Annotated in this window: 22 protein-coding genes; 7 read left to right on the top strand and 15 right to left on the bottom strand. The window is 62.6% G+C overall.

Annotation, left to right across the window (positions count from 1 at the left end; translation table 11 throughout):
• The first annotated feature begins 139 nt into the window (after nucleotides 1–139).
• Nucleotides 140–1,018 (top strand): AraC family transcriptional regulator, encoded by an 879-nt coding sequence (locus ACVC5H_RS05050; RefSeq protein ID WP_489621294.1) that lies wholly within the window; start codon nucleotides 140–142, stop codon nucleotides 1,016–1,018.
• Nucleotides 1,019–1,131: 113 nt separating this feature from the next.
• Nucleotides 1,132–1,611, top strand: a complete 480-nt coding sequence (locus ACVC5H_RS05055) for a response regulator (protein ID WP_489621295.1) — start codon at nucleotides 1,132–1,134, stop codon at nucleotides 1,609–1,611.
• A 63-nt stretch (nucleotides 1,612–1,674) separates the two neighbouring features.
• Here ACVC5H_RS05055 and ACVC5H_RS05060 read toward each other — a convergent pair whose 3' ends face one another.
• The gene (locus ACVC5H_RS05060) at nucleotides 1,675–2,154 is read right to left on the bottom strand and encodes an Lrp/AsnC family transcriptional regulator (protein ID WP_013235910.1); all 480 of its coding nucleotides are present in this window, start codon (nucleotides 2,152–2,154) and stop codon (nucleotides 1,675–1,677) included.
• Nucleotides 2,155–2,428: 274 nt separating this feature from the next.
• Here ACVC5H_RS05060 and mdeB point away from each other — a divergent pair, with 274 nt between their 5' ends.
• Nucleotides 2,429–5,110, top strand: coding sequence for an alpha-ketoglutarate dehydrogenase (gene mdeB, locus ACVC5H_RS05065; RefSeq protein WP_489621296.1), 2,682 nt, complete (start codon nucleotides 2,429–2,431; stop codon nucleotides 5,108–5,110).
• 155 nt (nucleotides 5,111–5,265) lie between these two features.
• Nucleotides 5,266–6,033, top strand: coding sequence for an SDR family oxidoreductase (locus ACVC5H_RS05070; protein WP_489621297.1), 768 nt, complete (start codon nucleotides 5,266–5,268; stop codon nucleotides 6,031–6,033).
• An 84-nt stretch (nucleotides 6,034–6,117) separates the two neighbouring features.
• Here the strand turns inward: ACVC5H_RS05070 and ACVC5H_RS05075 are convergent, their stop codons facing one another.
• From ACVC5H_RS05075 to ACVC5H_RS05125, 11 genes are all read right to left on the bottom strand, one after another.
• Complete coding sequence (locus ACVC5H_RS05075) at nucleotides 6,118–6,543, bottom strand: helix-turn-helix domain-containing protein (protein WP_489621298.1); 426 nt, start codon at nucleotides 6,541–6,543, stop codon at nucleotides 6,118–6,120.
• A complete protein-coding gene (locus ACVC5H_RS05080) occupies nucleotides 6,531–6,812 on the bottom strand; it encodes a type II toxin-antitoxin system HigB family toxin (protein ID WP_489621299.1) in 282 nt (93 codons plus the stop codon). Before ACVC5H_RS05080 ends, ACVC5H_RS05075 begins: the two co-directional genes overlap by 13 nt.
• A 75-nt stretch (nucleotides 6,813–6,887) precedes the next feature.
• Complete coding sequence (locus ACVC5H_RS05085) at nucleotides 6,888–7,490, bottom strand: UbiX family flavin prenyltransferase (RefSeq protein WP_489621300.1); 603 nt, start codon at nucleotides 7,488–7,490, stop codon at nucleotides 6,888–6,890.
• A 24-nt stretch (nucleotides 7,491–7,514) separates the two neighbouring features.
• Entirely contained in the window at nucleotides 7,515–7,826 is a 312-nt protein-coding gene (gene grxD / locus ACVC5H_RS05090) for a Grx4 family monothiol glutaredoxin (RefSeq protein ID WP_017452551.1), read from the bottom strand.
• Between the two features lie 384 nt (nucleotides 7,827–8,210).
• Nucleotides 8,211–8,573, bottom strand: coding sequence for a ribosome hibernation-promoting factor, HPF/YfiA family (gene hpf, locus ACVC5H_RS05095; protein WP_489621301.1), 363 nt, complete (start codon nucleotides 8,571–8,573; stop codon nucleotides 8,211–8,213).
• A 153-nt stretch (nucleotides 8,574–8,726) separates the two neighbouring features.
• Nucleotides 8,727–10,217: an RNA polymerase factor sigma-54 gene (locus tag ACVC5H_RS05100; protein ID WP_489621302.1), complete on the bottom strand. Its 1,491-nt coding sequence runs from the start codon at nucleotides 10,215–10,217 to the stop codon at nucleotides 8,727–8,729.
• 68 nt (nucleotides 10,218–10,285) lie between these two features.
• Complete coding sequence (lptB, locus tag ACVC5H_RS05105) at nucleotides 10,286–11,029, bottom strand: LPS export ABC transporter ATP-binding protein (protein ID WP_489621303.1); 744 nt, start codon at nucleotides 11,027–11,029, stop codon at nucleotides 10,286–10,288.
• Nucleotides 11,030–11,031: 2 nt separating this feature from the next.
• On the bottom strand, nucleotides 11,032–11,658 hold the full coding sequence (gene lptA, locus ACVC5H_RS05110) for a lipopolysaccharide transport periplasmic protein LptA (protein WP_489621304.1): 627 nt from the start codon (nucleotides 11,656–11,658) through the stop codon (nucleotides 11,032–11,034).
• A 51-nt stretch (nucleotides 11,659–11,709) separates the two neighbouring features.
• Nucleotides 11,710–12,318 (bottom strand): LPS export ABC transporter periplasmic protein LptC, encoded by a 609-nt coding sequence (lptC, locus tag ACVC5H_RS05115; RefSeq protein WP_489621305.1) that lies wholly within the window; start codon nucleotides 12,316–12,318, stop codon nucleotides 11,710–11,712.
• On the bottom strand, nucleotides 12,315–12,869 hold the full coding sequence (locus ACVC5H_RS05120; RefSeq protein ID WP_489621306.1) for a KdsC family phosphatase: 555 nt from the start codon (nucleotides 12,867–12,869) through the stop codon (nucleotides 12,315–12,317). The genes lptC and ACVC5H_RS05120 overlap by 4 nt, the downstream gene beginning before the upstream one ends.
• A complete protein-coding gene (locus ACVC5H_RS05125) occupies nucleotides 12,869–13,897 on the bottom strand; it encodes a KpsF/GutQ family sugar-phosphate isomerase (RefSeq protein WP_489621307.1) in 1,029 nt (342 codons plus the stop codon). The genes ACVC5H_RS05120 and ACVC5H_RS05125 overlap by 1 nt, the downstream gene beginning before the upstream one ends.
• A 356-nt stretch (nucleotides 13,898–14,253) precedes the next feature.
• Here ACVC5H_RS05125 and ACVC5H_RS05130 point away from each other — a divergent pair, with 356 nt between their 5' ends.
• The 3 genes from ACVC5H_RS05130 to ACVC5H_RS05140 all read left to right on the top strand — a co-directional run bounded on the left by ACVC5H_RS05130 (nucleotide 14,254) and on the right by ACVC5H_RS05140 (nucleotide 20,026).
• On the top strand, nucleotides 14,254–16,245 hold the full coding sequence (locus ACVC5H_RS05130; RefSeq protein WP_489621308.1) for a monovalent cation:proton antiporter family protein: 1,992 nt from the start codon (nucleotides 14,254–14,256) through the stop codon (nucleotides 16,243–16,245).
• 248 nt (nucleotides 16,246–16,493) lie between these two features.
• Nucleotides 16,494–18,134: a methyl-accepting chemotaxis protein gene (locus tag ACVC5H_RS05135; RefSeq protein WP_489621309.1), complete on the top strand. Its 1,641-nt coding sequence runs from the start codon at nucleotides 16,494–16,496 to the stop codon at nucleotides 18,132–18,134.
• A gap of 254 nt (nucleotides 18,135–18,388) precedes the next feature.
• Nucleotides 18,389–20,026, top strand: a complete 1,638-nt coding sequence (locus ACVC5H_RS05140) for a methyl-accepting chemotaxis protein (RefSeq protein ID WP_489622649.1) — start codon at nucleotides 18,389–18,391, stop codon at nucleotides 20,024–20,026.
• Here ACVC5H_RS05140 and ACVC5H_RS05145 read toward each other — a convergent pair.
• The 3 genes from ACVC5H_RS05145 to ACVC5H_RS05155 all read right to left on the bottom strand — a co-directional run bounded on the left by ACVC5H_RS05145 (nucleotide 19,954) and on the right by ACVC5H_RS05155 (nucleotide 25,818).
• Nucleotides 19,954–20,721 (bottom strand): phytanoyl-CoA dioxygenase family protein, encoded by a 768-nt coding sequence (locus ACVC5H_RS05145; RefSeq protein ID WP_489621310.1) that lies wholly within the window; start codon nucleotides 20,719–20,721, stop codon nucleotides 19,954–19,956. The genes ACVC5H_RS05140 and ACVC5H_RS05145 overlap by 73 nt on opposite strands.
• A 172-nt stretch (nucleotides 20,722–20,893) precedes the next feature.
• Entirely contained in the window at nucleotides 20,894–23,752 is a 2,859-nt protein-coding gene (gene uvrA, locus ACVC5H_RS05150; protein ID WP_489621311.1) for an excinuclease ABC subunit UvrA, read from the bottom strand.
• A 311-nt stretch (nucleotides 23,753–24,063) separates the two neighbouring features.
• The gene (locus tag ACVC5H_RS05155; protein ID WP_489621312.1) at nucleotides 24,064–25,818 is read right to left on the bottom strand and encodes an ArnT family glycosyltransferase; all 1,755 of its coding nucleotides are present in this window, start codon (nucleotides 25,816–25,818) and stop codon (nucleotides 24,064–24,066) included.
• Nucleotides 25,819–26,171 lie beyond the last annotated feature (353 nt).

Here is a 26,171-nt window from a genome sequence, read left to right on the forward strand (position 1 = left end):
GAAATTCGGATCGATGCAAAGCCGGTGTTTTAACATGGCAGCGATCATGGCGGCCAGTCTCTCGCAATACGATGCGCAATTTCGGTCAGGATTTGTGCCGCCGTTTCTTGCACAGTACGTCCCGTGAACCGAGGAGCCCATGAGCGACGACCGCAAAAAAGCCTATCAAGCCCGATTCGAGCGCGTGCTCGACCACATCGAGGCGCATCTCCACGCACCGCTGGAGATGGAGCAGCTGGCGGCTGTCGCGCATTTTTCGCGGTTCCATTTCCAGCGGCAATTTGCCGATTTCACCGGCGTCGGGGTGGCGCGCTACATCCTGCTGATGCGCTTGAAGCATGCCAGCCTCCAACTGGCGTTCCAGCCGCAGCGACGCATCATCGACATCGCCCTCGAAGCCGGTTTCGAAAATCCGGAATCCTTCACGCGCGCCTTCAGGAGCGCCTTCGGCCAGTCGCCTTCGCAGTTCCGGCGCGCGCCGGACTGGCCTGCCTGGAACGAGCGTTTCGTATTCCGCATCCCTGAAAGGAAAGTGGACGTGCAAGTCGACATCGTGAACGTAGAACCCATCCGTATCGCCCTCCTGGCGCATCGCGGGCCCGTCAACCAGCTCAACGCCACCGTGGCCCGCTTCATCGACTGGCGCACGGCGTCCGGGCTGTCGCCGGTGGAGCGCTGCCGTACCTTCGGCCTGGCCTGGGACAATCCCGATACCACGCCACCGGAGCAGTTTCGCTTCGGCATCTGCGGCGAGCTGGAAGGGGACTTGCCAGACAACGCGCAAGGCGTGGTGGAACACCTCATTGCCGGCGGACGCTGTGCACGTGTACGCCATGCTGGGGCGCATGAGCGGCTGGGCGAGAGCATCTATCCGTTGTATCGCCAGTGGCTGCCTGAGAGCGGCGAGGAACTGCGGGATTTCCCGCTCTACTTCCACTACCTCAACCTGCTGCCGGCGACCCCGCCTGGCGAGTTGCTGACCGACATCTACCTGCCATTGAAACAGGCGCGTGTGTAGGCGCGTTACCGGCTGTCAGGAATTTCCCGATGCCGGTCGCGGCGGCTGTCCTGTAAAACGTTTGCAGTAGCCATCACTGGTTTGTGCACTCTTACAGGATGTTTCCAGGCAGCATGAGTTTTCCCAGCATCATCATGATCGACCCGAGCGAAGAAGCGGCCGAGCTGGCGCGCTTCGCCTTGTGGCGTGCGGGTCTGCATTGCCTCTTCCGTGCCTGTCCGGACCTGGAGACGGCGCGCCGCTGCCTGCTGCATGGTCGCCGCGTGGACGATGGCACTGCGCCCAGCCTGATCCTGCTGGAGTCCGACATGGAATGCGGCGATGGACTGGAGCTCCTGCGCGAGTTGCGAGCCAGCAAGCATCTGGCCGAGGCGCCGGTGGTGGTCTTTCCGTCCTACGATACCGAGGGCGAGCGCGCGGCGCTGGCAGCGGGTGCCACCGAATACCTGCCCAAGCCGGTCGACGGCGAGCACTATGCACGTTGCGTGGTGGAGATGGTGGAGCGCTGGTGCAACGTCGGCGAAGCCGCTGCGCCGCTGGCTGAGGAAGTGATGCGCGAGGGGCTGGCCGGTTTGCCGGGACATCCGCATTGAATCTTGTTTTGCGCAGAAACATCGAAGGGCCTCGCGGCCCTTTTTTTCATGGCGCAGTGCCGCTCACCGGCGGGTCTTGATCTTGGGCGTGGGCAGGGCGGTCTTGTACTTGATTTGCTTCAACGCAAAGCTGGAGCGGATGTTCTTGATGCCGGGAATCTTGGTGAGGTGATCGACGATGAAATGCTCCAGCGTCAGCAGGTCCGGCACCACGATGCGCAGCAAATAATCCTCGTCGCCGGTCATCAGGTAGACTTCCATGACTTCATCGAAGGCGCTCACCGCCGTCTCGAACTGGGCCAGCGCTTCGGCGCCCTGGCGTTCCAGGATGACTTTGACAAAAACGTTCACCTTCAGGCCCAGCAGATGCGGATCGGCCAGCGCCACATAGCGCGAGATGATGCCTTCCGATTCCAGACGCTTCACACGGGCCAAAGTCGGCGAGGGTGAGAGGTTGATGCGGCTGGCCAGCTCCAGATTGCTGATCGAACTGTTCTCCTGCAGGATGTTCAGGATGCGCAAATCGGTGGTATCTAGTTCCATTATCGAAATTAAATTCTGTCAGTTTCAGTTTTGCAGCACTGGATGCTGAATATTGTACGGCAACTTCCCATCTTAAGTGACTCATGCCGGAGCATCCGGCGTATCGTAGACCGGTGGTTCCATCACAGAAGCCCTCAACAACGACAAGACCGAAAAGGCGTCGGGCGCTGGGAGACGGATGGCGCGGCCTGTGTTTTACCGGCTTTTTGTCTCTTTGCATAGAGCAGCGATGCGCCCGGCCCGGCGCATTCAGACAGGAGAAGACGACGTGGACATGTCCCGCCCCAGCGACAGCGATATCCCCCGCGATATCGACATCGATGCCCAGGAAACCCAGGAATGGCTGCAAGCCTTGCAGAGCGTGCTGACCGAGGCCGGCCCGGAACGGGCGCGCTTCCTGCTCTCGCGGCTGTCGGCGGCGGCCCAGCAATGGGGCGTGAACTGGCGCGATGCCCGCAACACGCCCTACGTCAATACCATCCGGCCTGAACAGGAACCACCTTTCCCAGGCGGGTCGGATGCCCAGGCCATCGAAGAGCGCATCGCCAGCATCATGCGCTGGAATGCGCTGGCCATGGTGGTGCGCGCCAACCGCGCCTATGGCGAACTGGGCGGGCATATCGCCAGCTATGCCTCGGCGGCGGATCTGTTCGAGGTCGGCTTCAACCACTTCTTCCGCGCCCGCGATGCGCAGTTCGCCGGCGATGTCGTCTATTTCCAGCCGCACTCTGCGCCGGGCATCTATGCACGGGCTTTCCTCGAAGGTGCGCTCGCCGAAGAGGATCTTGCCTACTACCGGCGCGAGATCGATGCCAAGCGTGTCGGGCGCCAGGGTCTGTCGTCCTATCCGCATCCCTGGCTGATGCCGCAGTTCTGGCAGTTCCCGACCGGCTCCATGGGCATCGGCCCCATCAATGCGATCTACCAGGCGCGCTTCCTGCGCTACATGGAACATCGCGGCCTGTTGCAGGATCAGGGGCGCAAGGTCTGGGGCGTGTTCGGCGACGGCGAGATGGATGAGCCCGAATCGCTGGCTGCGCTCTCGCTGGCTTCGCGCGAGAAGCTGGACAATCTCATCTTCGTGGTCAACTGCAACCTGCAGCGCCTGGATGGCCCGGTGCGCGGCAATGGCCATATCGTCGATGAGCTGGAAACGCTCTTTGCCGGTGCCGGCTGGAACGTCATCAAGCTGCTGTGGGGTTCGGACTGGGATGGCCTGTTTGCCCGCGACAGGGACGGCGAACTGGTCGATGCCCTGAACCGCACGGTGGACGGCCAATTGCAGACCTTCGCCGCCAACGATGGCGCCTTCAACCGCCAGCACTTCTTCGGCCAGACCCCGGGCACGCGCGCCATCGGCGCCACCCTCACCGATGAGGAAATCAATCGCCTGCGCCGTGGCGGCCACGACATGAAAAAGATTTACTCGGCCTACCAGGCTGCGGCCAGGCATCGCGGCCAGCCGACCGTGATCCTGGCGCAGACCAAGAAGGGCTACGGCATGGGTGCGGCGGGCGAAGGCAAGATGACCACGCACCAGCAGAAGAAGCTCGACGAGGAAAGCCTGCTGCAATTCCGCGACCGCTTCAAGCTGCCGCTGACCGATGCGCAATGCCGTGAGCTGGCCTTCTACAAGCCGGCCGATGACAGTCCCGAGATGAAGCACCTGCACGCGCGCCGCGCCGCCCTCGGCGGTTATCTGCCGCGCCGTCATGTGGGGCCCGCCAAGCGTGCCGTGCCGGCGCTGGAAGCGCACAGCAAGTTCGCGCTGGAAGCCGATGGGAAGGAAATGTCGTCCACCATGGCCCTGGTGCGGCAGCTCGGCAATCTGTTGAAGGACAAGGATTTCGGCCAATACGTGGTGCCCATCGTGGCCGATGAGGCGCGCACCTTCGGCATGGCCAACCTGTTCCGCCAGGTCGGCATCTATTCGTCGCAAGGGCAGTTGTATGAGCCCGAGGATATCGGTTCCATCCTCTACTATCGTGAAGCCAGGGATGGGCAGATCCTGGAAGAGGGCATCACCGAAGCCGGTGCGATTTCCTCATGGACGGCCGCGGCGACCGCCTATTCGGTGCATGGCACGCCGATGCTGCCGTTCTACATCTACTACTCGATGTTCGGTTTCCAGCGCATCGGCGACCTGATCTGGGCGGCGGCGGACCAGCGTGCGCGCGGTTTCCTGATCGGTGCCACGTCGGGGCGCACGACCCTGGGTGGCGAGGGGCTGCAGCATCAGGATGGCAATAGCCTGGTCACGGCGGCATCGATTCCGAATTGCGTCTCGTATGACCCGGCCTACGCCTATGAACTGGCGGTGATTCTGGATGAGGGCATGCGCCGCATGATGGAGCGCGGTGATGACGTGTTCTACTACCTCACCGTCACCAACGAGAACGAGGTCCAGCCCAGTTTGCCGGACGGCGTGCAGGAGGGCATCCTGCGCGGCCTGTACTGCCTGGGCCGCAAGCCGGGTGCACGGGCGCGTCTGCTGGGTTCCGGTCCGATGTTGAAGGAAGCGGTGGCAGCGGCTGCGCTGCTGCAGCAGCACTGGCAGATCGAGGCCGAGGTGTGGAGCGTGACCAGCTATACCGAACTGGCGCGCGATGGCGTGGCTGCACAGCGGGCGCAGCGCTTGTCGGGGGCCGGGGTGGAGCCTTACGTGACGCAGCAGTTGCAGGGTAGCGATGCGCCGGTCATCGCGGTGAGCGACTACATCCGCACCTTGCCGGAGAGCATTCGGGCCTTCGTGCCTGCGGCTTATGTGACGCTGGGTACGGACGGGTTTGGGCGCAGTGATACGCGGGTGAATCTGCGGGACTTCTTCGAGGTCGATGCGCGCTGGATTGCTTATACGGCTTTGTGCGAAGTGTGGGGCGGTGACCGCGCACGATTGGATGAGGCCGCACGTGCCTTGGGCATCGATACGAACAAGCCCTTGTCCACGACGGTGTAAGGCGACAGATGAACGGTGGCGGGAGGGATTGAAAATCTCTCATCTGGCCGTGCGCCGTGTTTGCTATAGTGAAAACCGCCCTTGCATCACGGGCGGTTTTTTTATCGGCCCGAGATGCGCACCCCGTCCATGAAAGAGAGTGAGGAGACCACACGATGGCTGCATCCAAACCACCCCGACGTATCGCGCTGGTGACCGGCGCAGGCTCCGGCATCGGCCGGCAGATCACCCTGGCGCTGCTGCGCGAAGGCTATGGCGTGGCCCTGGCCGGACGCCGCCAGGACGCGCTGGAAGAGACCGTCCGGCTGGCCGGCGAGCACGGTGCCAATGCGCTGGTAGTCGCTGCCGATGTGACCGATCCGGCGTCGGTGAAGCAGCTCTTCGCCAGGACGCGTGAGCGCTTCGGGCGGCTGGACATGCTCTTCAACAATGCCGGCATCTTCGCGCCGCCCGTGTCGCTGGAAGAGCTGAGCGTGGAGCAGTGGAAGGCGGCGGTGGACATCAACCTGACCGGTGTCTTCCTGTGCACGCAGGAAGCCTTCCGCATCATGAAGGATCAGTCGCCGCGCGGGGGCCGCATCATCAACAACGGCTCCATCTCGGCGCATGCGCCGCGTCCGTTCTCGGCTTCCTATACGGCGACCAAGCATGCGATCACCGGGCTGACCAAGGCTACGTCCCTCGATGGCCGCGCCTACGACATCGCTTGCGGCCAGATCGACATCGGCAACGCCTCCACCGACATGACCACGCTGATGAAGAAGGGCACGCTGCAGGCCGATGGTTCCACCAAGGTCGAACCGACCATGGATGCGGAACACGTGGCCAAGGCTATCCTCTACATGGATAGCTTGCCGCTGGAAGCCAATGTGCAGTTCATGACAGTGATGGCGACCAAGATGCCCTATATCGGGCGTGGTTGATGGCGAGTGGCCACTGACAGATGAAGAAATGGCCGCAGTGATGAGCTGCGGCCATATGCATGGAGTACGGAAAACCGAAACCGCCTAGCCGATGAATGCAGCAGGGCCCACGCCGAAGCGCTCGGCCAGCGCCTTGACCTGGCGCAGGTTCAGCTCGCGCTTGCCGCGCAGGATTTCGGAGACAACACCTTGCGAGCCGATCTCGGGCAAATCGGATTGCGTCAGCTGATGTTGTTCCATCAGGAACTGCAGGACTTCCACAGGAGAGACCTGCTTCAGCGGAAAATGCTGGTCATCGTATTCGCCGATTAGGCTGCCGAGGGTATCGACCAGATCCGCCAGGGGATGGCGTTCATCTGCGGCACCGGCATCGAGCAACTGGTTCAGGGTGGCCACCGCGCGGTCATAGTCATCGTCGGTACGGATCGGGCGCAGCGGGATGTGAGACGACAATGCCGCAAAGTGCGAGGTGATGTCGTCCATCACGTGCTTTTCCATCAAGGCTTCCATTTGTCGTACTCCCTGTGTGTGAAAACGTCCCGGATGTAGAGTTTCTGGCTGTTGAAGTTCACCAGGGTAATGATCCGGAATTTGTTGCCGCCCACATCGAAGATGATGAAGTCGCCTGCCTTGTCGATGGCGTTGAAGGCTTTCTTCAGTTCAGCAAAATTATCGAAGCTGCGCGACTCGATGATCTTCCGCCACACTTGCATGGGCGTGTCCGCTTGCGGATGGCGCAAGGCAAAATCGGTCAGGGCTTTATTGGAGATGACGCGCATGGAAGCATGATATCTCAATTTGAGATATTTGCAATCCGTAGCGGCAGAGGAGTGATTGGCTAGGCTTGGAGGACTTCAGTCCACTCCACCTTTCATGCCTTGCCACTCGGGCGTGAGCTGCATCGAGATGCCGAGCATGTCCAGCACGCGCCCCAGCGTGTGATCCACCATCTCTTCCATGGAAGCGGGGCGCTGGTAGAAGCCGGGCAGGGGTGGGAAGATGACGCCACCCATTTCAGTGACGGCAGTCATGTTGCGCAGGTGCGCCAGGTTGAAGGGCGTCTCGCGCACCATCAGCACCAGGCGCCGGCGTTCCTTCAACACCACATCGGCGGCGCGGGTGATGAGGTTGTCGGACAGGCCATGCGCCACGGCCGCCAGCGTCTTCATCGAACAGGGCGCCACCACCATGCCGGTGGAGGCAAAGGAACCGCTGGCGATGCAGGCACCCACGTCACGCACGTTGTGTACCACATCGGCCAGGGCTTCGACATCCTTGCGCCGCATGTCCAGCTCCTGGTGGAGATTGAGCACGCCGGCTTCGGAGACCATCAGGTGCGTTTCCACCTGGCCATGTTTGCGCAGGTGTTCCAGCAGCCGCACGCCATAAATGGCGCCGGTCGCGCCGGTGATGGCAACGATCAGGCGCTGGCGGGGCTGGCCGGAGGAAGTACTCACGAAGGAATGCAGATCAGGAAGGAATCAGCCCTTGATCAGGGTCTGCAGTTCGCCCGAAGCATACATCTCGCTCATGATGTCGGAGCCGCCAATGAATTCGCCCTTCACGTACAGCTGGGGAATGGTCGGCCAGTTCGAGTATTCCTTGATGCCCTGGCGCACGTCCGGGCTTTCCAGCACGTTGACGGTGACGATGTTCTCGGCGCCGCTGGCTTTGAGCAACTGGATGGCCTTGCCGGAAAAGCCGCATTGCGGGAATTGCGCAGTGCCCTTCATGAACAGCACCACAGGGTTTTGGGTCACGGTTTCTTTGATCCAGGATTGGACGTCGCTCATGGCTATGCCTTTAAAAATGGGATTGCCGACATTATAGGGAAAAGCGGGCAGCCGCGTTGAAAACGACTGCGCGCCGGCAGTCTGCGCAATGCGGCGGAAAATTGCATAAAGGAAATAATTTATATGATATGCAAGCGCTGAGATCTGATATGAGGATGCCAGCAGAAGCCTTCAAGCGGGGCAGCGGATCAGTGCTCGCTGCAGGGGGGCAGTGGCTGTGGAAAAGTTGCCTGCGATTATCTTTTATATCTTTTCCACAGGCGTCGCCGCTTGACAGCGCGACCAATGAAAAAGGGCGCTTGCGCGCCCCTTCCTCATGAGATTCGGCTGGCGTTCTCAGCAGCCCTGTGGGCTGCGAGGCAGCTTGCCGATGGTGTCCTTGGCTTATGCCGCTCCGGCCACCGCATCGGCCGGCGCTTCATCCGGCAGGCGCTTGGCCATGGAGTGATGTTCCTGCAACTTGTCCTTGTGCTTGATGACCTGGCGATCGAGCTTGTCGATCAGCGTGTCAATGGCAGCATAGAGGTCGTGCGCAATGCTTTCTGCATGTAGATCCTTCCCCTTGATGTGGACGTTGATTTCCGCTTTTTGGCGCTTTTCCTTTTCTGTGAGTTTATCTACGCTCAGGATCACGCTGACGTCGATCACGTTGTCGAAATGGCGCTTGATACGCGAGAGCTTGCTTTGCACGTATTCCCGGATGGCGGGGGTCAGTTCGAGGTGGTGTCCACTGATGGTCAGATTCATACAAGACTCCTATCGTGAAGTCACTGGAGGTTCGTTCAAGCTATCCTTGCTGCAGCTGTACCACGGGCACGGTCTTCGTGTCGGATGGCATGGGCATCAGCGAGATGCTTGCCGGAACACAGCAACGGTACTGCAGAAAAACTGAGGAAAAACTCAGAGGGACTTGCGGAGATTGACCGGCGGAATCTTCAACACTTCGCGGTATTTGGCGACTGTGCGTCGCGCGACCACCATGCCTTGTTCTGCCAGCATATCCGCAATCTTGCTATCGGATAATGGGGTCTGCGGGTTCTCGGCTCCTATCAACTGTTTGATCAGCGCCCGTATCGCGGTGGAGGAGGCTTCGCCTCCGGTTTCAGTCGCGACGTGGCTACCGAAGAAGTACTTCAACTCAAACATGCCGTGCGGCGTGAGCATGTATTTTTGAGTTGTCACGCGAGAGATGGTGCTCTCGTGTAGACCCAGTGTATCAGCAATTTCACGCAGCACAAGGGGTCGCATGGCCACTGCCCCATGTGAAAAGAAGTTTCTTTGACGCTCCACAATAGCCTGTGCGACTCGCAAAATCGTGTCGAAACGCTGCCGCATATTCTTGATGAGCCACTTGGCTTCCTGCAGCTGCGACGACAGCGATCCCTCCCCCTTGGCCTGCTTCAGCGCACTGGCATACATCGCATTGACACGCAGCTTGGGCATGACCTCATGGTTGAGCATGACCTGCCAGCCGTTCTTTGTTTGTTTGACAATCACGTCCGGCACCACATAGTCCGAGGCATCGCGCGCGAAATCGGCGCCCGGATGCGGACGGCACTGGCGGATCACGGCCTGGGCTTCGCGCAGGTCTTCGTCATCGCAATCGAGGGCTTTCTTGATCTTGTTGAAGTCGCGCTGGGCGAACAGCGGCAGGTAATCTTCCACGATGCGCAGCGCCAGCTTGCGCGTGACGAAGGGGATCTTGGGCAGGCGCCGGATCTGCAGGGCCAGGCATTCACCGGCACTGCGCGCACCGACGCCGGCCGGGTCCAGGCTCTGCAGCAGCTTCAGGGAAATCGACAGCTCTTCCATGTCGATGCCCAGTTCTTCGGGCAGGCGCGCGAGGATGTCTTCCAGGGGCTCTTCGAGATAGCCGCTCTCGTCGAGCGCATCGGTGAGCAGCTCCAGCAGGGCGCGGTCGCGCTGGGTGCGTGCGGTCACGCGGATCTGTTCCAGCAGGTGCTCGCGCAGGGTCAGTTCATGGGCTTCGAGTTGCGGGCGGGCGTCGTCGTCGTCGGGCGACTTGCCGCTGCGGGCCACGTCGTCGAAGCTCCAGTCGGCGTCACCGGTGACGCCGTTGTCGGGATTGTTGTCCTGGTAGTCAAAACTGGAATCGCCATCGGCGGCGGCCGGCGCCGGTTCGGCGCTGCCTTCGCCCGAGGTATCCGCCACGCCGCTGGAGGGAGAGCTGGAGACGGCGCCATCGGCCAGCAGGCGCACCGAATTGTCGAGCGCATCGTCGAGGCGCTCCAGCAAGGGATTGTCCGAGAGGATCTGTTCCAGTTCCTGGTGCAGTTCCAGCGTCGACAGCTGCAACAGTCTGATCGACTGCTGCAGTTGCGGCGTCAATGCGAGGTGCTGCGAGGTACGTAACTGGAGAGACTGTTTCATCTGTCTTTCTGGAAGCGGCGTGGTCCGCTGGTTGCACTGCCTGTCGTTGCGTCAGTAGGTTGACCTGCTTACATGCGGAAGTGTTCGCCCAGATACACGCGGCGCACCGATTCGTTGGCGATGATCTCTTCCGGACTGCCGCTGGCCAGCACCGTGCCCTGGTTGATGATGTAGGCGCGGTCGCAGATGCCCAGCGTCTCGCGCACGTTGTGGTCGGTGATGAGCACGCCGATGCCGCGTTCCTTCAGGAAGCGCACGATGCGCTGAATCTCGATCACGGCAATCGGGTCGATACCGGCAAAGGGTTCATCGAGCAGCACGAAGCGCGGATCGGTGGCCAGTGCGCGGGCGATTTCCACGCGGCGGCGCTCACCGCCGGAGAGCGACAAGGCCTGGCTCTCGCGCAGCTTCTCGATCTGCAGTTCATGCAGCAGGTTGTTGAGGCGGCCCTCGACTTCATCGCGCGAGAGCGGCTTGCCTTCTTCACGGCGCAGTTCCAGCACCGCGCGGATATTGTCTTCCACCGTCAGCTTGCGGAACACCGAGGCTTCCTGCGGCAGATAGGACAAGCCCATGGTGGCACGCTTGTGGATGGGCATGCGTGAAATGGCGGTGTCGTCCAGCGCGATCTCGCCGCCATCGGAAGGCACCAGGCCCACGATCATGTAGAACGAGGTGGTCTTGCCGGCACCATTGGGGCCGAGCAGTCCGACCACTTCACCGCTGCGCACTTCCATCGAGACGTCGCGCACCACCTGGCGCGCGCCATAACTTTTCTTCAGGCCGCGAACGACCAGCGAGCTGGCGGTCATCGTTACTGGTCCTTTCCGGTCTGGCGACGCGGTGCAGGCTGCGCCGGCGTGGTCTTGGCGGCCGGCTGGGCCGGCACGGCGCTGCCATCCGGCGGCGGATTCTTGGGCTGGATCACGGCCGTGATGCGGCCTGCGCCGGGCTTGCTCTCGCCGCTGGCGGTGTTGTTGACCGAATAGAACTCGGCGCGGCTGTCATAGGAAATGAACTCGCCGTTGACTTCATCGGTGATGCGGTCGCCATCCATGCGCTGGATGTGGGCGCGCTGGAACAGCTTGGAGACTTCGGTCTGCTCCGAATACTCGATGCGCTCGGCCTGTCCTTCGATCCACAGGTTGGGACCGCCATCGCGCTTCTGGCGGAAGTTGGCCAGCGCACCGGGCGCGGCGTACAACACGGCGTTTTCATAACCGTACTGATCGGTCGTCAATACCACCCGGCCGGCCTTGATGATGAGAGTGCCGCGGGTCATGACCACGTTGCCGGTGAAGGTCTTCACCTGGCGCACGTCGTCATAGACCATCTGGTCTGCCTCGATGTTGGTGGGCTTGGTGGAGTCCGCCTTCTCGGCGTTGGCCACGCCGCACACGGCAGCCAGCATCAGCATCGGCAGTAAGAGTGAGCGTTTCATTGGTTTCCTGTCTGGTCGGTTCTTGGCGTTCTTGTGTCGGATTCAACCGGCTTAGCGTTTCTTGGGGGTGGGCTCGTAATAGCCGCGTACGTTGCCGAACAGCTGCACCACCTGGGTTGCGTTGTTGGCCAGCATGCCCACGCCGTTCAGGCGCGTGGTGCCCATGGTCATGGCTACCGGCTTGTCGGTCTTGACGATTTCATCGTCGGGCAACAGCAGCAGGTATTCCGAGACCAGGTGCATTTCCTCGCGGCCCTTGTACGGGGAGCGGATGGCATTGGCGTTGCCGTACATGTGAATCTGGGTCTGGTCATCGGTCACGCGCGCGGTGTCCGAATAGAGTTCCATGGGCGCCTGGTTCTGGTCCAGGTTGTGCACTACCGGCTTGGTGATCTCGAAGGAGTCGTCGCTGGGGAAGTGCACCATCTTGATCCCGGAGACGTCATAGCGCGGCAGGCCGGTGGGGCCCATCTTCACGTAGCTGAAGTTGTCCAGATAATAGTCGGGTTTGCCGCGCGGGCGCTGCGCCGGCTGCTGGTCGCCGGCCGCACGCATGGCTTGCATCACCCAGAAGCTACCCAGCGCCGCGCCGATCAGGATCACCAGGATCACGGCCAGGCGGATGCGCTCGGCATTGCGCTCGCCGCTGCGCCCGCTCATGCCAGGTACGGCGCCAGCGCCGCCTCGTAGTTGTCTTGTGCCGCCAGCACCAGGTCGCAGATTTCACGCACGGCACCATGGCCGCCGCTGGCCTGGGTCACGTAATCGCAGCGCGCCTTCACCTCGCGATGGCCATTGGCCACACAGGCTTTGAAGCCCACGCGGGTCAACACCGGCAGGTCGATGATGTCGTCACCCAGATAGCCGCAGGCTTGGGGCGTGAGCTGCACCTGCTGCAGCAATTGTTCGAAGGCCTGGCGCTTGTCGTGCACGCCCTGGAACACATGGGCGATGCCCAGGTCGCGGGCGCGGCGCACCACATAGGGTGACTGGCGCGCGGTGATGATGGCCGCGGCCGTGCCGTATTGCTGCATCATCTTGATGCCGTGGCCGTCCAGGGCATTGAAGCGCTTGAAGACTTCCCCGTCGTCGCCGTAGAACAGGCCACCGTCGGTGAGTACGCCATCCACGTCAAAGATCATCAGGCGCACCGCAGCTGCCTTGGCGAGCGCGGCAGCGGGAAGGGTGCTGGCGAAAGCTGGCGCGTTCATCAGATCACCTTGGCGCGGGTGAGGTCGTGGATGTGCAGCGCACCCGTGAGCACGCCGGCCGCATCGGTGACCAGCAACTGGTTGATGCGGAACTGTTCCATCAACTGCACGGCATCAACCGCCAGCTGGTCCTGGTCAACGGTCTGCGGATTGGCATGCATGACCTCGGCAATGCTGAACCCGGCGAAGTCCTGGCCACGCTCCAGCAGGCGGCGCAGGTCGCCATCGGTGAATACGCCGATGGGACGGAACTGCTCATCCACCACGGCGGTCATGGCCATGCCCTTGCGGGTGATTTCCATCAGCGCGGCCGATAGCGACACATCCGGACGCACGGCAGGAATGGCCTCGCCACTGCGCATGACGTCGCGCACGTGGGTCAGCAGGCGGCGGCCCAGGGCGCCACCGGGATGGGAGCGCGCAAAATCTTCCTCGACGAAACCGCGTGCATCCAGCAGCGACACCGCCAGGGCATCGCCCATGGCCAGCGTGGCCGTGGTGCTGGCCGTCGGGGCCAGGTTGAGGGTACAGGCTTCCTTGGCCACGCCGACGTTGAGGTGGACGGCAGCCAGCCTGGCCAGTGAAGAGTTGTCATTGCCGGTCATGGCGATGATGACCGTGCCCATGCGCTTGATGATGGGAACGATGGCCAGCAGCTCGGCCGTTTCGCCCGAATTGGAGATGGCGATGAAGACGTCGCGCGCCGTCACCATGCCCAGGTCGCCGTGCGCGGCTTCGGCCGGATGCATGAACAGCGCCGGCGTGCCGGTGGAGGCCAGGGTGGCGGCGATCTTGCGGCCGATGTGGCCGGACTTGCCGATCCCCGAGACCACCGCGCGCCCATCGCATTGCAGCAAAGCCTGCACGGCCTGGGCCAGCGGCTCTGCGCTGTCGTCGCTGAGACGCTCTTTCAGCGCCAGGATGGCATCGGCTTCGATCTGCAGGGTCTGGCGTGCCAGTGCGATGGCACGGCGGGCAGCCCCGGCCGAAAAAGATGCAGACGTAGTTTTGTCATCGGTTACACTCATAACCGAAGTATAAACGAATTAGCAAAGCAAAAAACTTGCCAGATGTAAGGGAATGCTGCTGGAATTGATGTGAAGTGCAGCTTTGCGTCGCGCCGCAGCACCGCGTCCACAGGGGGATTCCGGCTCGGGCCGGGTGCCAGGGCGGCATGGCGGCAGACCTGGAACGGTCTTTGCCGGGTGTGAACAACTCTGCTGTTGTTGTGCCGCACATGTGAATTCTAAGGCAATCCCTGCCAAGATGGGGTCCCCCCCTTACCCGCCGGCTGGTTTGACTGCTCCGTGCTGGTGCGTTATCAAAACGTTCATATCCAAATCAGCCGCGTTTCCGTGGCCTTTGACGAGAAACCCGACAAGCGATGTTTTCCGGACTGGAACTGACCCTTTTCCTTCTGGCTGCGGCGGTACTGGGCGTGGTCGCCTTCCGCATGATGCAGTTGCCGCCCATGCTGGGCTATCTGGTGGTGGGCATCATCATCGGCCCGCACGGCCTGGCCTTTGCCGAGGACAACGAGACCACCCATGCCCTGGCCGAGTTCGGCGTGGTGTTCCTGATGTTTTCGATCGGGCTGGAGTTTTCGCTCTCCAAGCTTTCGGCCATGCGCCACATCGTCTTCGGACTGGGCGTGGCGCAGGTGGCCACGACCATTGCCGCCACCATGCTGCTGGCCTGGGGCGCGGCCATGGTGCTGCCGCAATTCATCAACGTGAGCTGGCAGGCGGCCTTCGCGCTGGGCGGCGCACTCACCATGTCTTCCACGGCCATCGTCTCCAAGCTGCTCACCGAACGGCTGGAGCTGGAAACCGAACACGGCCGCCGCATCCTCGGCGTGCTGCTGTTCCAGGACCTGGCCCTGGTGCCCTTGCTGATCGTGGTGCCGGCGCTGGCCAACAATTCCGGCAACATCATGGTCACGCTGGGCTGGGCCGTGGGCAAGGCACTGGTGGTGCTGGCGCTGTTGCTGTTCTTCGGCAGCAAGCTCATGCGTGGCTGGTTCCGCATCGTGGTCAAGCGCCGCTCGCAGGAATTGTTCATGCTCAACCTGCTGCTCATCACCCTGGGCGCGGCGTGGATCACCGAGAAGGCCGGCCTGTCGCTGGCCCTGGGCGCCTTCATCGCCGGCATGCTGATCTCCGAGACCGAGTTCAAGCATCAGGTGGAAGAAGACATCAAGTCTTTCCGCGACGTCCTGCTGGGCCTGTTCTTCATCACCATCGGCATGCTGCTCAATGTACGTACGCTGATCGATCACTGGTTCCTGGTGCTGGTCTTGCTGACTGGTCCCGTACTGCTCAAGTTCGGCCTCATCGCCGCCCTCGCGCGCCTGTTTGGCTCCAGCACCGGCGTGGCGCTGCGCGTGGGCCTGGGGCTGGCGCAGGCGGGCGAGTTCGGCTTCGTGCTGCTGAGCCAGGCCGGTGGCCTCAAGCTGGTCGATCCCCTGCTGATCCAGGTGATCCTGGCGGCGATGGTGCTGTCGATGCTGGCCACGCCCTTCATCCTGGCCCAGTCCGATGCCATCGTCATGAAGCTCTCTGCCAATGAATGGATGCTGCAATCGCTGGCCTTGACCCAGCTGGCCACCCGCACCATGGGTGTGCAGAAGCACGTGATCATCGCCGGCTTCGGCCGCAGCGGCCAGAGTCTGGCGCGTCTGCTGGAAGAGGAGGGCATCGCCTACCACGCGCTTGAGATGGATCCGGAACTGGTGCAGGACGCCCGCAATGGGGGCGCCAGCGTCTCCTACGGCGATGCCGCCCGGCGCGAGAGCCTGGTGGCCGCCGGCATCCACCGCGCCGCCGCGCTGGTGGTGACTTATGCCAGCACACCCTCGGCCTTGAAGGTCCTGCATCACGCGCATGAACTGGAACCCGAGCTGCCGGTCATCGTGCGCAGCCACGACGATGCCGATCTGGAAAAGCTGCTCGCTGCCGGCGCCACCGAAGTCGTGCCCGAAGCGCTGGAAGGCAGCCTCATGCTGGCTTCGCACGCGCTGGTGATGCTGGGCGTGCCGCTGCGCCGCGTGGTGCACCGGGTGCAGGATGCACGCGATGAGCGCTACGCCTCGCTGCGCGGTTATTTCCACGGCATGTCGGACGCCGAAGCCGATGGCGTGGGCATGAACGTGCGCCTGCAATCGGTGACCCTGATCGAAGGCGCCAGCGCGCTCGGCCATACCCTGGCCGAGATCGATCTGCCGACGTACTGCGGGGCCGAGATTGCCATGCTGCGGCGTGGCAAGCAGCGTCTGGACGCGCCCGAAGAGACCGTGCTCATGGCCGGTGACATCGTGGTCTTGCGCGGCAGTTCGGAAAGCATCCTGCGAGCGGAAAAGCGGCTGCTCAGCAAATAGCACCGATCGGCTGCGAGGCTGATCCACAGCGGCTTGTCGGATAGACATCAGCACGTCATCTCATCATTCCAGCCTGCCAAAAATTTACAGCTCCACGGCCCAGCACGGGCCTGTTCCCCTGGTACGAGAAATGCTAGTGTTTCCTCGCGGCAGCGAAGCGGCCTCATCGGCGCTCTGTCCGCATCAGGACTACGGGTTCACACAATGAATCCGTTGCATAGAAAACAAAAGTGAAGTCCAGGAGGAACATGTTCAGCAAATTAACCATCAGGGCTCGCCTGATTTTCGTCATCGGTTTTCTGGCCTTGATGCTGGTGGCTTCGGGCATATTGGGCCTGGTCGGCCTGCGCTCGACCAACGCGCAGATGCGCTCGCTCTATGAAGACCGACTGGTCGCTTTCTCTCAGTTGGAGCGCATGTCGGCTGCACTGGATGCGGCGCGCAACGGTATCTCCACCTCCATCGCGGGCGATTCCGGCGACATCGACGCCAACATGGACAAAGTCGAGAAAGCCCTCAAGGCCAACGACGCCGTCGTCAAGCAATATCAAGACACCCAGCTCACCAGTGATGAGCGCGCATTGCTGGACAAGCTCATTCCCCAGCGTCGAAAGTTCGCCACCGACGGCATCAAGGCCGCCGCGGATGCCTTGCGCAACCGCGATTTCCAGGGGGCCATCGAACTGTCTGGTGGCGCCATGCTCAAGCTCTATGCCGACGCGCACACCACACTGGCACAGCTAATGGACTTGCAGCGCAAGGTCGGCCGCGAACTGCATGAAGATGCGCAGCAGCGTTATCAGACCTTGCTGGTGGTGATGGGCGTGGCCATGGTGGCCGGCCTGGTGGTGGCGCTGCTGATGGGCGTGCTGCTGGTGCGCGCCATCTCGCGTCCGCTGCAGCGCGCGGTCACCGTGGCGCAAGCGGTGGCGGCAGGTGACCTGACCCAGCACATCGAGGTGCACAGCCAGGATGAGACCGGCCAGCTCATGCAGGCGCTGCGGCAGATGAATGAGAACCTGCAGAATATCGTGGGCCAGGTGCGCCTGAGCACGGACACCATCGCCACCGCATCCAGCGAGATCGCGCATGGCAACCTCGACCTCTCCTCGCGCACCGAGCAGCAAGCTGGTGCGCTCGAAGAAACCGCCTCGGCCATGGAACAACTGACCTCCACCGTGCGCCACAATGCCGACAATGCGCAGCAAGCCAAGGAACTGGCGCAATCGGCCTCGCAGGTGGCGGTGCGTGGCGGTGAAGTGGTGCGCCAGGTGGTCGATACCATGAGCTCCATCAACCAGTCCTCCAGCAAGATCGTCGACATCATCAGCGTGATCGATGGCATTGCCTTCCAGACCAACATCCTGGCCCTGAACGCCGCCGTGGAAGCGGCGCGCGCCGGCGAGCAGGGCCGCGGCTTTGCGGTGGTGGCCTCGGAAGTACGTTCACTGGCCCAGCGCTCGGCGGCGGCGGCCAAGGAAATCAAGGTCCTCATCGATGATTCGGTCACGCGCGTGGGCAGTGGCAGCGCGCTGGTGGCGCAGGCCGGGCAGACCATCGACGAAGTGGTCAAGAGCGTGCAGCGTGTGAGCGAAGTGGTGACCGACATCAGTGCAGCCGGCCAGGAACAAAGCCAGGGCATCGAAGAAGTCAACAATGCCATCACGCAGATGGATGAAACCACGCAGCAGAACGCCGCGCTGGTGGAACAGGCTGCCGCCGCCGCGCAGTCGATGCAGGAGCAGGCGTCCCGTCTGTCAGAAGCGGTCAGCGTGTTCCGGCTCGGCGGCCCTGCCGGACTTGCAGCCGCGCCGGGCGTGGTCGCGCATTCGCTTGCCGCACCGCGGGCCCCTTCCTTGCCTGGCAAGGGCGGTTTGCTGCTGCATTGATGCCTGGGTGCCTTGTCCCGGTGCAGCAGGGCGCGGGGCAAGGCCGGCAGGCCGGTCAGGATTGGTCGGCAAATGTCAGCCGTTTCCTGAAAAGATGCGCAACACTCCCATCGTTATCCCCAAACAACGATAGGGAGAGAATGTTGAGCAAGCCAATCCAATCGCACGCCGCAGGCCATCCCGGCCTGCATTTGCCGTTCCCCGGACTGCGCCATCTGAATCGCCTGAGCATTCGGGTGCGCCTGCTGCTGGCCATGGGCTTCCTGGCCATCATGCTGGTCAGCTCGGGCACGGTGGGCCTGGTATCGATGCGCGCCACCAATCATCAGATGCGTTCGCTCTATGAGGATCGACTGGTGGCCTATGCCTACCTCGAACAAATCGAGTCCCTGCTCGAATCAGCCAACAACGGCATCTACGGCATCATTACCCTGGACTCCAGCGAGGGCTGGAACCCGGACGAAATCGACCGGCGCCTGGACAAGATCGAAAAGTCGCTGCTGTCGGTCGAGCCGGTCATCAAGTCCTACCAGGCCACCTACCTGACGCCCGACGAAGTGGCGCTGCTGGACCAGTTTCTCAAATTGCGCCAGCGCTTCGTGGAGGAAGGTGTCCAGCTTTCCATCGCGGCCTTGCGCAAGCGCAGTTTCCAGACTGCGGACGACATCCATGGCGGCGCCATGCGCAAGATCTGGAGCCAGACCCAGGAGACCCTGAGCCAGCTGAAGCAATTGCAGATCCGTGTCGGACGGGAGTTGTACGAGAAGGGACAGGAGGATTACAAGCAGCTCATGTTCATCGTCAGCGCGGCGATGGCCGTCGGGATTGTGTTGGCCATCGTGGAGGCCTTGCTGCTCATCCGCGCCATTTCGCAGCCCCTTGGGCAGGCCGTGGCGGTGGCGCAGGCGGTTGCAGCGGGCGACCTGAGCCGCGAGGTGACGGTGCGCAGCGAGGATGAAACCGGCCAGGTGATGCAGGCCTTGAAGGAAATGACGGCCCGGCTGCATCACATCGTCAGTACCGTACGGGCCAGCACCGATACCATTGCCCAGGCCTCGCGCGAAATCGCCAGCGGCAACCAGGATCTGTCGGCACGCACCGAGCAGCAGGCCGCTTCGCTGGAAGAAACGGCATCGGCCATGACCCAGCTCACCTCTACCGTCAAGCAGAATGCCGACAATGCCAGCCAGGCCAATCAACTGGCGGCCTCAGCCTCGGAGGTCGCGGCCCGTGGCGGCGAGGTGGTGCGCGAAGTGGTCGATACCATGGACTCCATCAATCGCTCCTCCACCCGCATCGTCGACATCATCGGTGTGATCGATGGCATTGCCTTCCAGACCAATATTCTTGCCCTCAATGCCGCAGTGGAAGCGGCGCGCGCCGGCGAGCAGGGACGCGGCTTCGCCGTGGTGGCCGCCGAGGTGCGCTCGCTGGCGCAGCGGGCTGCAGCTGCGGCCCGCGAGATCAAGGATCTGATCGACGATTCGGTGGACAAGGTGGGCAAGGGAACGGTCCTGGTGAACCAGGCCGGGCAGACCATGGAAGAAGTCGTGGCCAGTGTGCGCAAGGTGACCGATATGGTCAGCGAGATCAGTGCCGCCAGCCAGGAGCAGAGCAACGGGATTCAGGAGATCGACCGCGCCATCGTGCTCATGGACAGCTCAACCCAGCAGAATGCCGCGCTGGTCGAGCAGGCCACCGCCTCGGCGGCGGCCTTGCAGCAGCAGACCGCGAAACTGGAACAGGCGCTCAGCGTGTTCCAGCTCGGTGCCTTGAACCGTACCGGTACAGTGACGCCCAGTTCGCCAGTACAGTTGGATCAACTGTCCAGGGCCACATTCTCGGACGCGGCCGAACGGGTGCCCGGCAAGGGCGGGTTGCTTTTGCCGTGATAGGCGAACACGGCCGAGCACTTCACCTGGTCACTATCGTTACGGCCAGCGGCATGGAACAGGCCACTATGGAACAGCACCACGTCGCCCGGCGCCAGTGACAGCGCAATGCCCTGGGCGAACAGGGCCTGGTTGGCCGCAACGTCGGGGCGCAGGAAATCCAGTTCATCCATCTGTTCCGGCTGCAGCTTGAGCTTGTGCGAGCCGGGGATGAACTTGAGTGCGCCGTTCTCCGGCGTTTCTGTGCCCAGGGCCAGCCAGACCGAAATGAGCTCGTTGCGCGGGAAGGACCAGTAACGGATGTCGCGATGCCACCCGGTGGCGGTGCCAAAGGCCGGATGCTTGGTCATCACGCAATTGTGATGCGCCAGGGTAAGGCAGACCGGTTCCTCGAACAGCTGGTGCAGCATGGCCACCAGCTGCCGGTCGCCCGCCCATTCGCGGTACACCGGATCGCGCTGCCAGGCCGCGCGCAGGCGCCGTGCGGTACGGCCACCTTCGGCCTCCAGCGAGGCGGGGGCACCTTCGTAGCCGACCTCGGCTTCGTATTCCAGCGGGGCGACGGCGCGCTGCAGGTGGTCCCGGGTGACGGCGAGCATGCGCTCGCGCAGGGTATCAGGGACCATGCCCTGGAGCAGGAGATAACCCTGTTCGCGGAAGAAGGCGACCTGGGCGGGGGACAGCGGGTTCGACATGATGGACTTTCGGGGTTGCACGCCGTCCCGTTCGTGGCGGACGGGACGGCCTTGATAGTGCGCCGGATGGCGGCCAGGAGCATGACTGTATGCCTTGGCCGGCGCCGCGCAAGATACAGATGGTCTGATTTTCTGTATCGTTTTGCGCGGGCGCAAGTCCGGACTTCTTTTTTTACTTCGTTTTCTTCTTCAGCAAAGGCGCCAGGTATTTGCCGGTGACGCTGGCCGGGTTCCTGGCCACCTCTTCGGGCGTACCGGCGGCCACGATACGGCCACCGCCCGCACCGCCCTCGGGACCGAGGTCGATGATCCAGTCGGCGGTCTTGATGACGTCCAGGTTGTGCTCGATGATGGTCACCGTATTGCCCTGGTCGCGCAGGCGGTGGATCACCTTGAGCAGCAGGTCGATGTCGTGGAAGTGCAGGCCGGTGGTCGGTTCATCCAGGATGTAGAGCGTGCGGCCGGTATCGCGCTTGGACAGTTCCAGCGACAGCTTCACGCGCTGCGCCTCGCCGCCCGAGAGCGTGGTGGCGCTCTGGCCCAGCTTGATGTAGCCCAGGCCCACGTCCAAGAGCGTCTGCAGCTTGCGGGCGATCAGCGGCACGGGTTTGAAGAACTCGTGCGCGTCTTCCACCGTCATGTCGAGGATCTCGGTGATGTTCTTGCCCTTGTATTGCACTTCCAGCGTTTCGCGGTTGTAGCGCTTGCCGTGGCAGACGTCGCAGGGCACGTACACGTCCGGCAGGAAGTGCATCTCCACCTTGATGACGCCATCGCCCTGGCAGGCTTCGCAGCGGCCGCCCTTGACGTTGAAGGAGAAGCGCCCGGCACTGTAGCCGCGCTCCTTGGCCATCGGCACGGTGGCAAACAGATCGCGGATCGGCGTGAACAGGCCCGTATAGGTGGCCGGATTGGAACGCGGAGTGCGGCCGATCGGTGCCTGGTCCACTGCAATCACCTTGTCGAAGTGTTCCAGTCCGCCGATGGCTTCGTGTTCTGCCGGTTCGGTTTGCGAACCGTACAGGTGGCGTGCCGCCGACAGGTACAGCGTGTCGTTGACCAGGGTCGACTTGCCCGAGCCGGAGACGCCGGTCACGCAGGTCAGGAGACCGACCGGCAATTCCAGATCGACGTTCTTCAGGTTGTTGCCGGTGGCGCCGGTGATGGTCAACATGCGCGATTCATCGCACGGCGTGCGCTTCTTGGGTACCGCGATTTCCAGCGAGCCATTGAGGTATTTGGCCGTCAGCGACTTCTTGTTCTTGAGGATGTCCGCCAGCGGACCATGGGCGATCACGTCGCCGCCATGCACGCCCGCGCCGATGCCCATGTCGACCACGTAGTCGGCGGTGCGGATGGCGTCTTCGTCGTGCTCCACCACCAGCACGGTGTTACCGATGTCGCGCAGGTGCTTCAAGGTATCGATGAGGCGATCGTTGTCGCGCTGGTGCAGGCCGATGGAGGGCTCATCCAGTACGTACATCACGCCGGTCAGGCCCGAGCCGATCTGCGAAGCCAGGCGGATGCGCTGGGCTTCACCGCCCGAGAGCGTATCGGCGCTGCGTTCCAGCGAGAGATAGTCCAGGCCGACGTTGTTGAGGAAGGTCAGGCGCGAGACGATTTCCTTGATGATGCGGTCGGCGATTTCCTTCTTGGCGCCGGTCAGCTTCAGGGTCTCGAAGAAGGAGAGCGTCTCGCGCAGCGGCGTGGCGGCGACTTCATAGATGGCGCGCTGCTGCTTGCCGGCGCCGACCTTCACATAGCGCGCTTCCACGCGCAGGCGGGCACCGTGGCAGGAGGGGCACTGCTTCTCGTTGATGAACTTGGCCAGTTCTTCCTTGACGGCCATCGAATCGGTTTCGCGATAGCGGCGCTGCAGATTGTTGACCACGCCTTCGAAGGTGTGCTCCTTGATCACCGTGCGGCCACGCTCGTTGACGTAGGCGAACGGAATGGTCTGGCGCCCCGAGCCGTACAGGACGGCCTGCTGCGCCTTGTCGTCGAGCTGCTCGAAGGGCACATCCAGATCGAAATCGTAGAAGGCGGCGATGCTGGTGAGCATCTGGAAGTAGAACTGGTTGCGGCGATCCCAGCCCTTGATGGCGCCGGAGGCCAGCGACAGGTTGGGGAAGGCGACGATGCGCTTGGGATCGAAGAATTCGATATGGCCCAGGCCATCGCACTCCGGGCAGGCACCCATGGGATTGTTGAAGGAGAACAGGCGCGGCTCCAGTTCCTGCAGCGAATAGCCGCAGATGGGGCAGGCGAACTTGTTGGAATACAGGTGTTCCTTGCCGCTGTCCATTTCCAGTGCAATCGCCCGGCCATCGGCCAGGCGCAGTGCGGTTTCGAAGCTTTCGGCCAGGCGCTGCTTGATCTCCGCCTTGACCTTCACGCGGTCGATCACGACGTCGATGGTGTGCTTCTCGGTCTTCTTCAGCTTGGGCAGCTCGTCGACCTCATAGACCTTGGCCGTGCCGGTGCCGCTCTGGATGCGGAAACGCACGAAGCCCTGGGCCTGCATCTCCTCGAACAGGTCGGCGTGTTCCCCCTTGCGGTTGGCCACCACGGGGGCCATGATCATCAGCTTGGTGTCTTCGGGCAGCGCCAGCACGGCATCGACCATCTGCGAGACCGACTGCGCCTCCAGCGGATGTTCGGGGTGGTCCGGGCAATAGGGCGTACCGACGCGGGCGTACAGCAGGCGCAGGTAGTCGTGGATCTCGGTGACCGTGCCGACGGTAGAGCGCGGGTTGTGCGAGGTCGCCTTCTGCTCGATGGAGATGGCCGGGGAGAGGCCCTCGATCATGTCCACATCAGGCTTTTCCATCAGTTGCAGGAACTGCCGCGCATAGGCCGACAGCGACTCCACGTAGCGTCGCTGGCCCTCGGCATACAGCGTATCGAAGGCCAGCGACGACTTGCCCGAACCGGACAGGCCGGTGATGACGATGAGCTTGTTGCGGGGGAGGTCTAGGTTGATATTCTTGAGATTGTGCGTGCGCGCGCCGCGAATGCGAATTTCTTCCATGGATGCCTTCAGCTAGGGGTTTCCTGCCGCCGCGTGGAATGACGCCGTGCGCGGAGCAGCGGTGGGACAACATGTAACTATAACAGGACTGCGAATGGCCGGCAGGCGGGGCTGCAGCGGCAGATCACGCATGTGGGCATGACCGGTCAGATTGAAAGCGCGGCAGTGAAAAAAGCCCCGGGCCTGTAGCGCACATGCCGCAGGAAATCGCCTGCAGGGGCCTCATCAAATGAAGATGTCGGCGCGGCCAGGCAAGAAAAAAGCCGGCGCATGGCCGGCTCCCGTGTTGTTGCATGTTCAGCAAGCCGGCGTCAGCCGGCGCGCCGGTAGATCTTGAACAACTGACCCTCGTCGCCATCCCGGCGGCCTTCCCAGAACAGTGTCCAAGGGCCGTGCGGGCGCTTGCCGGCATCGGGCATTTCCTGGATCAGCCAGCGGCATTCGGTCTTGTCGATCCCATTGATGGGCTGGTGCAGGATGCCGGTGTAGTAGTACAGCATCGGTGCTTCCGATTCGCCCAGCGCCTGGCTGGCCATGCAATCGCCTTCTTGCCACGCCGGGCCGATCTTGGCCTTGAGATCGGCGTAGACGTATTCATAACTCTTGCCGTAATCCGCCCAGGGCAGCAGCAGGGTGAAGGCCAGGCCCCACATCAGGGTGATGCCGCCAAACCAGGAGAAGGCGCCACGCCACTGGCCCGTCTGGCGCAGCAGGCCCAGCGAGGCGATCCACAGGATGCTCATGGCACCGGCGGCCAGCACGGCCAGCGGTTCGATGGGCGTCACGAAGCTCAGCGGCAGCCACTTGCCCATGAAGGCGATGGACTGGTGCTGGTCGGCCGGCAAGGTCGAGACGATGTAGGTCGCCCAGATGCCGATGGCCAATGCGCCGAAGCCCAGGCGCGAGAACCAGTCCCAGGCCAGGTTGGCCGCTGCAGGCAGGCGCGGCAACGCACGCGCACCCAGCATCACCAGCGGCAGCAGTACCGGCAGCAGATAGAGCTGGCGCGCCGTGGCCGAGCTCTGCAGCACGGCCAGGCTGATGGCGCCAAAGGCCAGTGGCAGCGCCACCTTGGGCGCACGGAGCCCACGCCAGTCGCCGCTGGCCAGCGCCAGCACGGCCAGGATCGAGCCCGGCAGGGCGAAGCCGGTCAGCGCGCGCAGGATCACGGTGTGGTCGTTGTCCGACCCCAGCTTCTTGACCGAGAAACCGAAGAAGCGGCCCACGTTGTTATCCCAGAACCATTCCATGAACAGCGGCATGGAGTGCTGGGCCAGCAGCACCGGCCAGATCACGAAGAAGGGCAGCGAGACCAGCACCGCGGCACCGACCATCTTCCAGTACGAGCGCGAGCGGCAGGCCGGCACCATCATGCCGATGGCCATCGCCGTGGCAGCAAAGGTCAGCGGCACGAACAGGCCCTTGGTCATCTCGGTGATGCCCACGCCCAGGCCGAACCAGAAGGCGGCGCTCCACGAGGGCGTGCGGCGCTCCTCGTTCAAGGCGATGGCCAGCAGGCCGTAGGTGGCCATGGCGCCGCCGGTCACCAGCGCGACGTCGGTAAACATGTCATGGGCATGCTTGACCATACCCGGCGAACCGGCGAACAGCGCCAGGGTCGCCAGTACCGGCAGGCTCATCAGGTTGCGCTCGCCCCACATCATCCTGGCGATCTTGGCCACGAATACCAGCGTGACCAGGTTGTAGAACACGCTGGCCAGGCGGGCGCCTTCGTCATAGGGCAGCAGCGGGTAGGCCAGCTTGGCCAGCAGCATGGCCGTCCAGTAATAGAGCGGCGGCTTTTCCATGAAAGGCTGGCCGGCATTGGTGGGCACCAGGTATTCCCCGGAGACCAGCATGTGATGGATCATGCCGAAGGTATAGGTTTCATCCTGCTTCCAGGGACCATGGCCGAAGATGCCCGGCAGCAGCCACGCAGCGCCGGCCAGGACCAGCAGCAGCCAGGCCAGGCGCGCGGGCAGGCGGCGCTGGCCGGCCGCTGAGGACAGGTGCGCAGATCGGGAAGCGCTCGGCTTGTCTTCGGTGAGCGAATCGAATAAGAACATGCTGAATAGACGGATGCGAGCAGCCTGCGCTGCCCGCGCAACAAACGAAAACGGAAAACCAGGGATCTCGAGGCTGCGCACGCCAACCAGCGTGCCGTCCAATACGTGGCACCGCCTAGCCTGTTCGCCATCCTCTGCGTCCGGGTTTTCTCCCCCATTACGCGTGATTGCCTTATTTTTCTTGGCGAAGATTGTTGCCGGGCTAAAACTTCCGGTGAGGGAAGCGGCACCTGTTATGAGCACTGCAGAAAAAATGAGCAATGCCATATTTTGGCACAATGTGTGTCTAACATGACAGATTTGTCAGCAATCTTGTGAAGATTTGGGGCAACTTGTCAGGATTCGCGTCATTC

This window comes from Herbaspirillum sp. Her3 (assembly GCF_057961275.1).

Excerpts from the sequence above, each read along its gene's own strand:
- ACVC5H_RS05050 (WP_489621294.1), top strand. The coding sequence starts at position 140 with ATGAGCGACGACCGCAAAAAAGCCTATCAAGCCCGATTCGAGCGCGTG.
- ACVC5H_RS05055 (WP_489621295.1), top strand. The coding sequence starts at position 1,132 with ATGAGTTTTCCCAGCATCATCATGATCGACCCGAGCGAAGAAGCGGCC.
- ACVC5H_RS05060 (WP_013235910.1), bottom strand. The coding sequence starts at position 2,154 with ATGGAACTAGATACCACCGATTTGCGCATCCTGAACATCCTGCAGGAG.
- mdeB (WP_489621296.1), top strand. The coding sequence starts at position 2,429 with ATGTCCCGCCCCAGCGACAGCGATATCCCCCGCGATATCGACATCGAT.
- ACVC5H_RS05070 (WP_489621297.1), top strand. The coding sequence starts at position 5,266 with ATGGCTGCATCCAAACCACCCCGACGTATCGCGCTGGTGACCGGCGCA.
- ACVC5H_RS05075 (WP_489621298.1), bottom strand. The coding sequence starts at position 6,543 with ATGGAAGCCTTGATGGAAAAGCACGTGATGGACGACATCACCTCGCAC.
- ACVC5H_RS05080 (WP_489621299.1), bottom strand. The coding sequence starts at position 6,812 with ATGCGCGTCATCTCCAATAAAGCCCTGACCGATTTTGCCTTGCGCCAT.
- grxD (WP_017452551.1), bottom strand. The coding sequence starts at position 7,826 with ATGAGCGACGTCCAATCCTGGATCAAAGAAACCGTGACCCAAAACCCT.
- hpf (WP_489621301.1), bottom strand. The coding sequence starts at position 8,573 with ATGAATCTGACCATCAGTGGACACCACCTCGAACTGACCCCCGCCATC.
- ACVC5H_RS05100 (WP_489621302.1), bottom strand. The coding sequence starts at position 10,217 with ATGAAACAGTCTCTCCAGTTACGTACCTCGCAGCACCTCGCATTGACG.
- lptB (WP_489621303.1), bottom strand. The coding sequence starts at position 11,029 with ATGACCGCCAGCTCGCTGGTCGTTCGCGGCCTGAAGAAAAGTTATGGC.
- lptA (WP_489621304.1), bottom strand. The coding sequence starts at position 11,658 with ATGAAACGCTCACTCTTACTGCCGATGCTGATGCTGGCTGCCGTGTGC.
- lptC (WP_489621305.1), bottom strand. The coding sequence starts at position 12,318 with ATGAGCGGGCGCAGCGGCGAGCGCAATGCCGAGCGCATCCGCCTGGCC.
- ACVC5H_RS05120 (WP_489621306.1), bottom strand. The coding sequence starts at position 12,869 with ATGAACGCGCCAGCTTTCGCCAGCACCCTTCCCGCTGCCGCGCTCGCC.
- ACVC5H_RS05125 (WP_489621307.1), bottom strand. The coding sequence starts at position 13,897 with ATGAGTGTAACCGATGACAAAACTACGTCTGCATCTTTTTCGGCCGGG.
- ACVC5H_RS05130 (WP_489621308.1), top strand. The coding sequence starts at position 14,254 with ATGTTTTCCGGACTGGAACTGACCCTTTTCCTTCTGGCTGCGGCGGTA.
- ACVC5H_RS05135 (WP_489621309.1), top strand. The coding sequence starts at position 16,494 with ATGTTCAGCAAATTAACCATCAGGGCTCGCCTGATTTTCGTCATCGGT.
- ACVC5H_RS05140 (WP_489622649.1), top strand. The coding sequence starts at position 18,389 with ATGGGCTTCCTGGCCATCATGCTGGTCAGCTCGGGCACGGTGGGCCTG.
- ACVC5H_RS05145 (WP_489621310.1), bottom strand. The coding sequence starts at position 20,721 with ATGTCGAACCCGCTGTCCCCCGCCCAGGTCGCCTTCTTCCGCGAACAG.
- uvrA (WP_489621311.1), bottom strand. The coding sequence starts at position 23,752 with ATGGAAGAAATTCGCATTCGCGGCGCGCGCACGCACAATCTCAAGAAT.
- ACVC5H_RS05155 (WP_489621312.1), bottom strand. The coding sequence starts at position 25,818 with ATGTTCTTATTCGATTCGCTCACCGAAGACAAGCCGAGCGCTTCCCGA.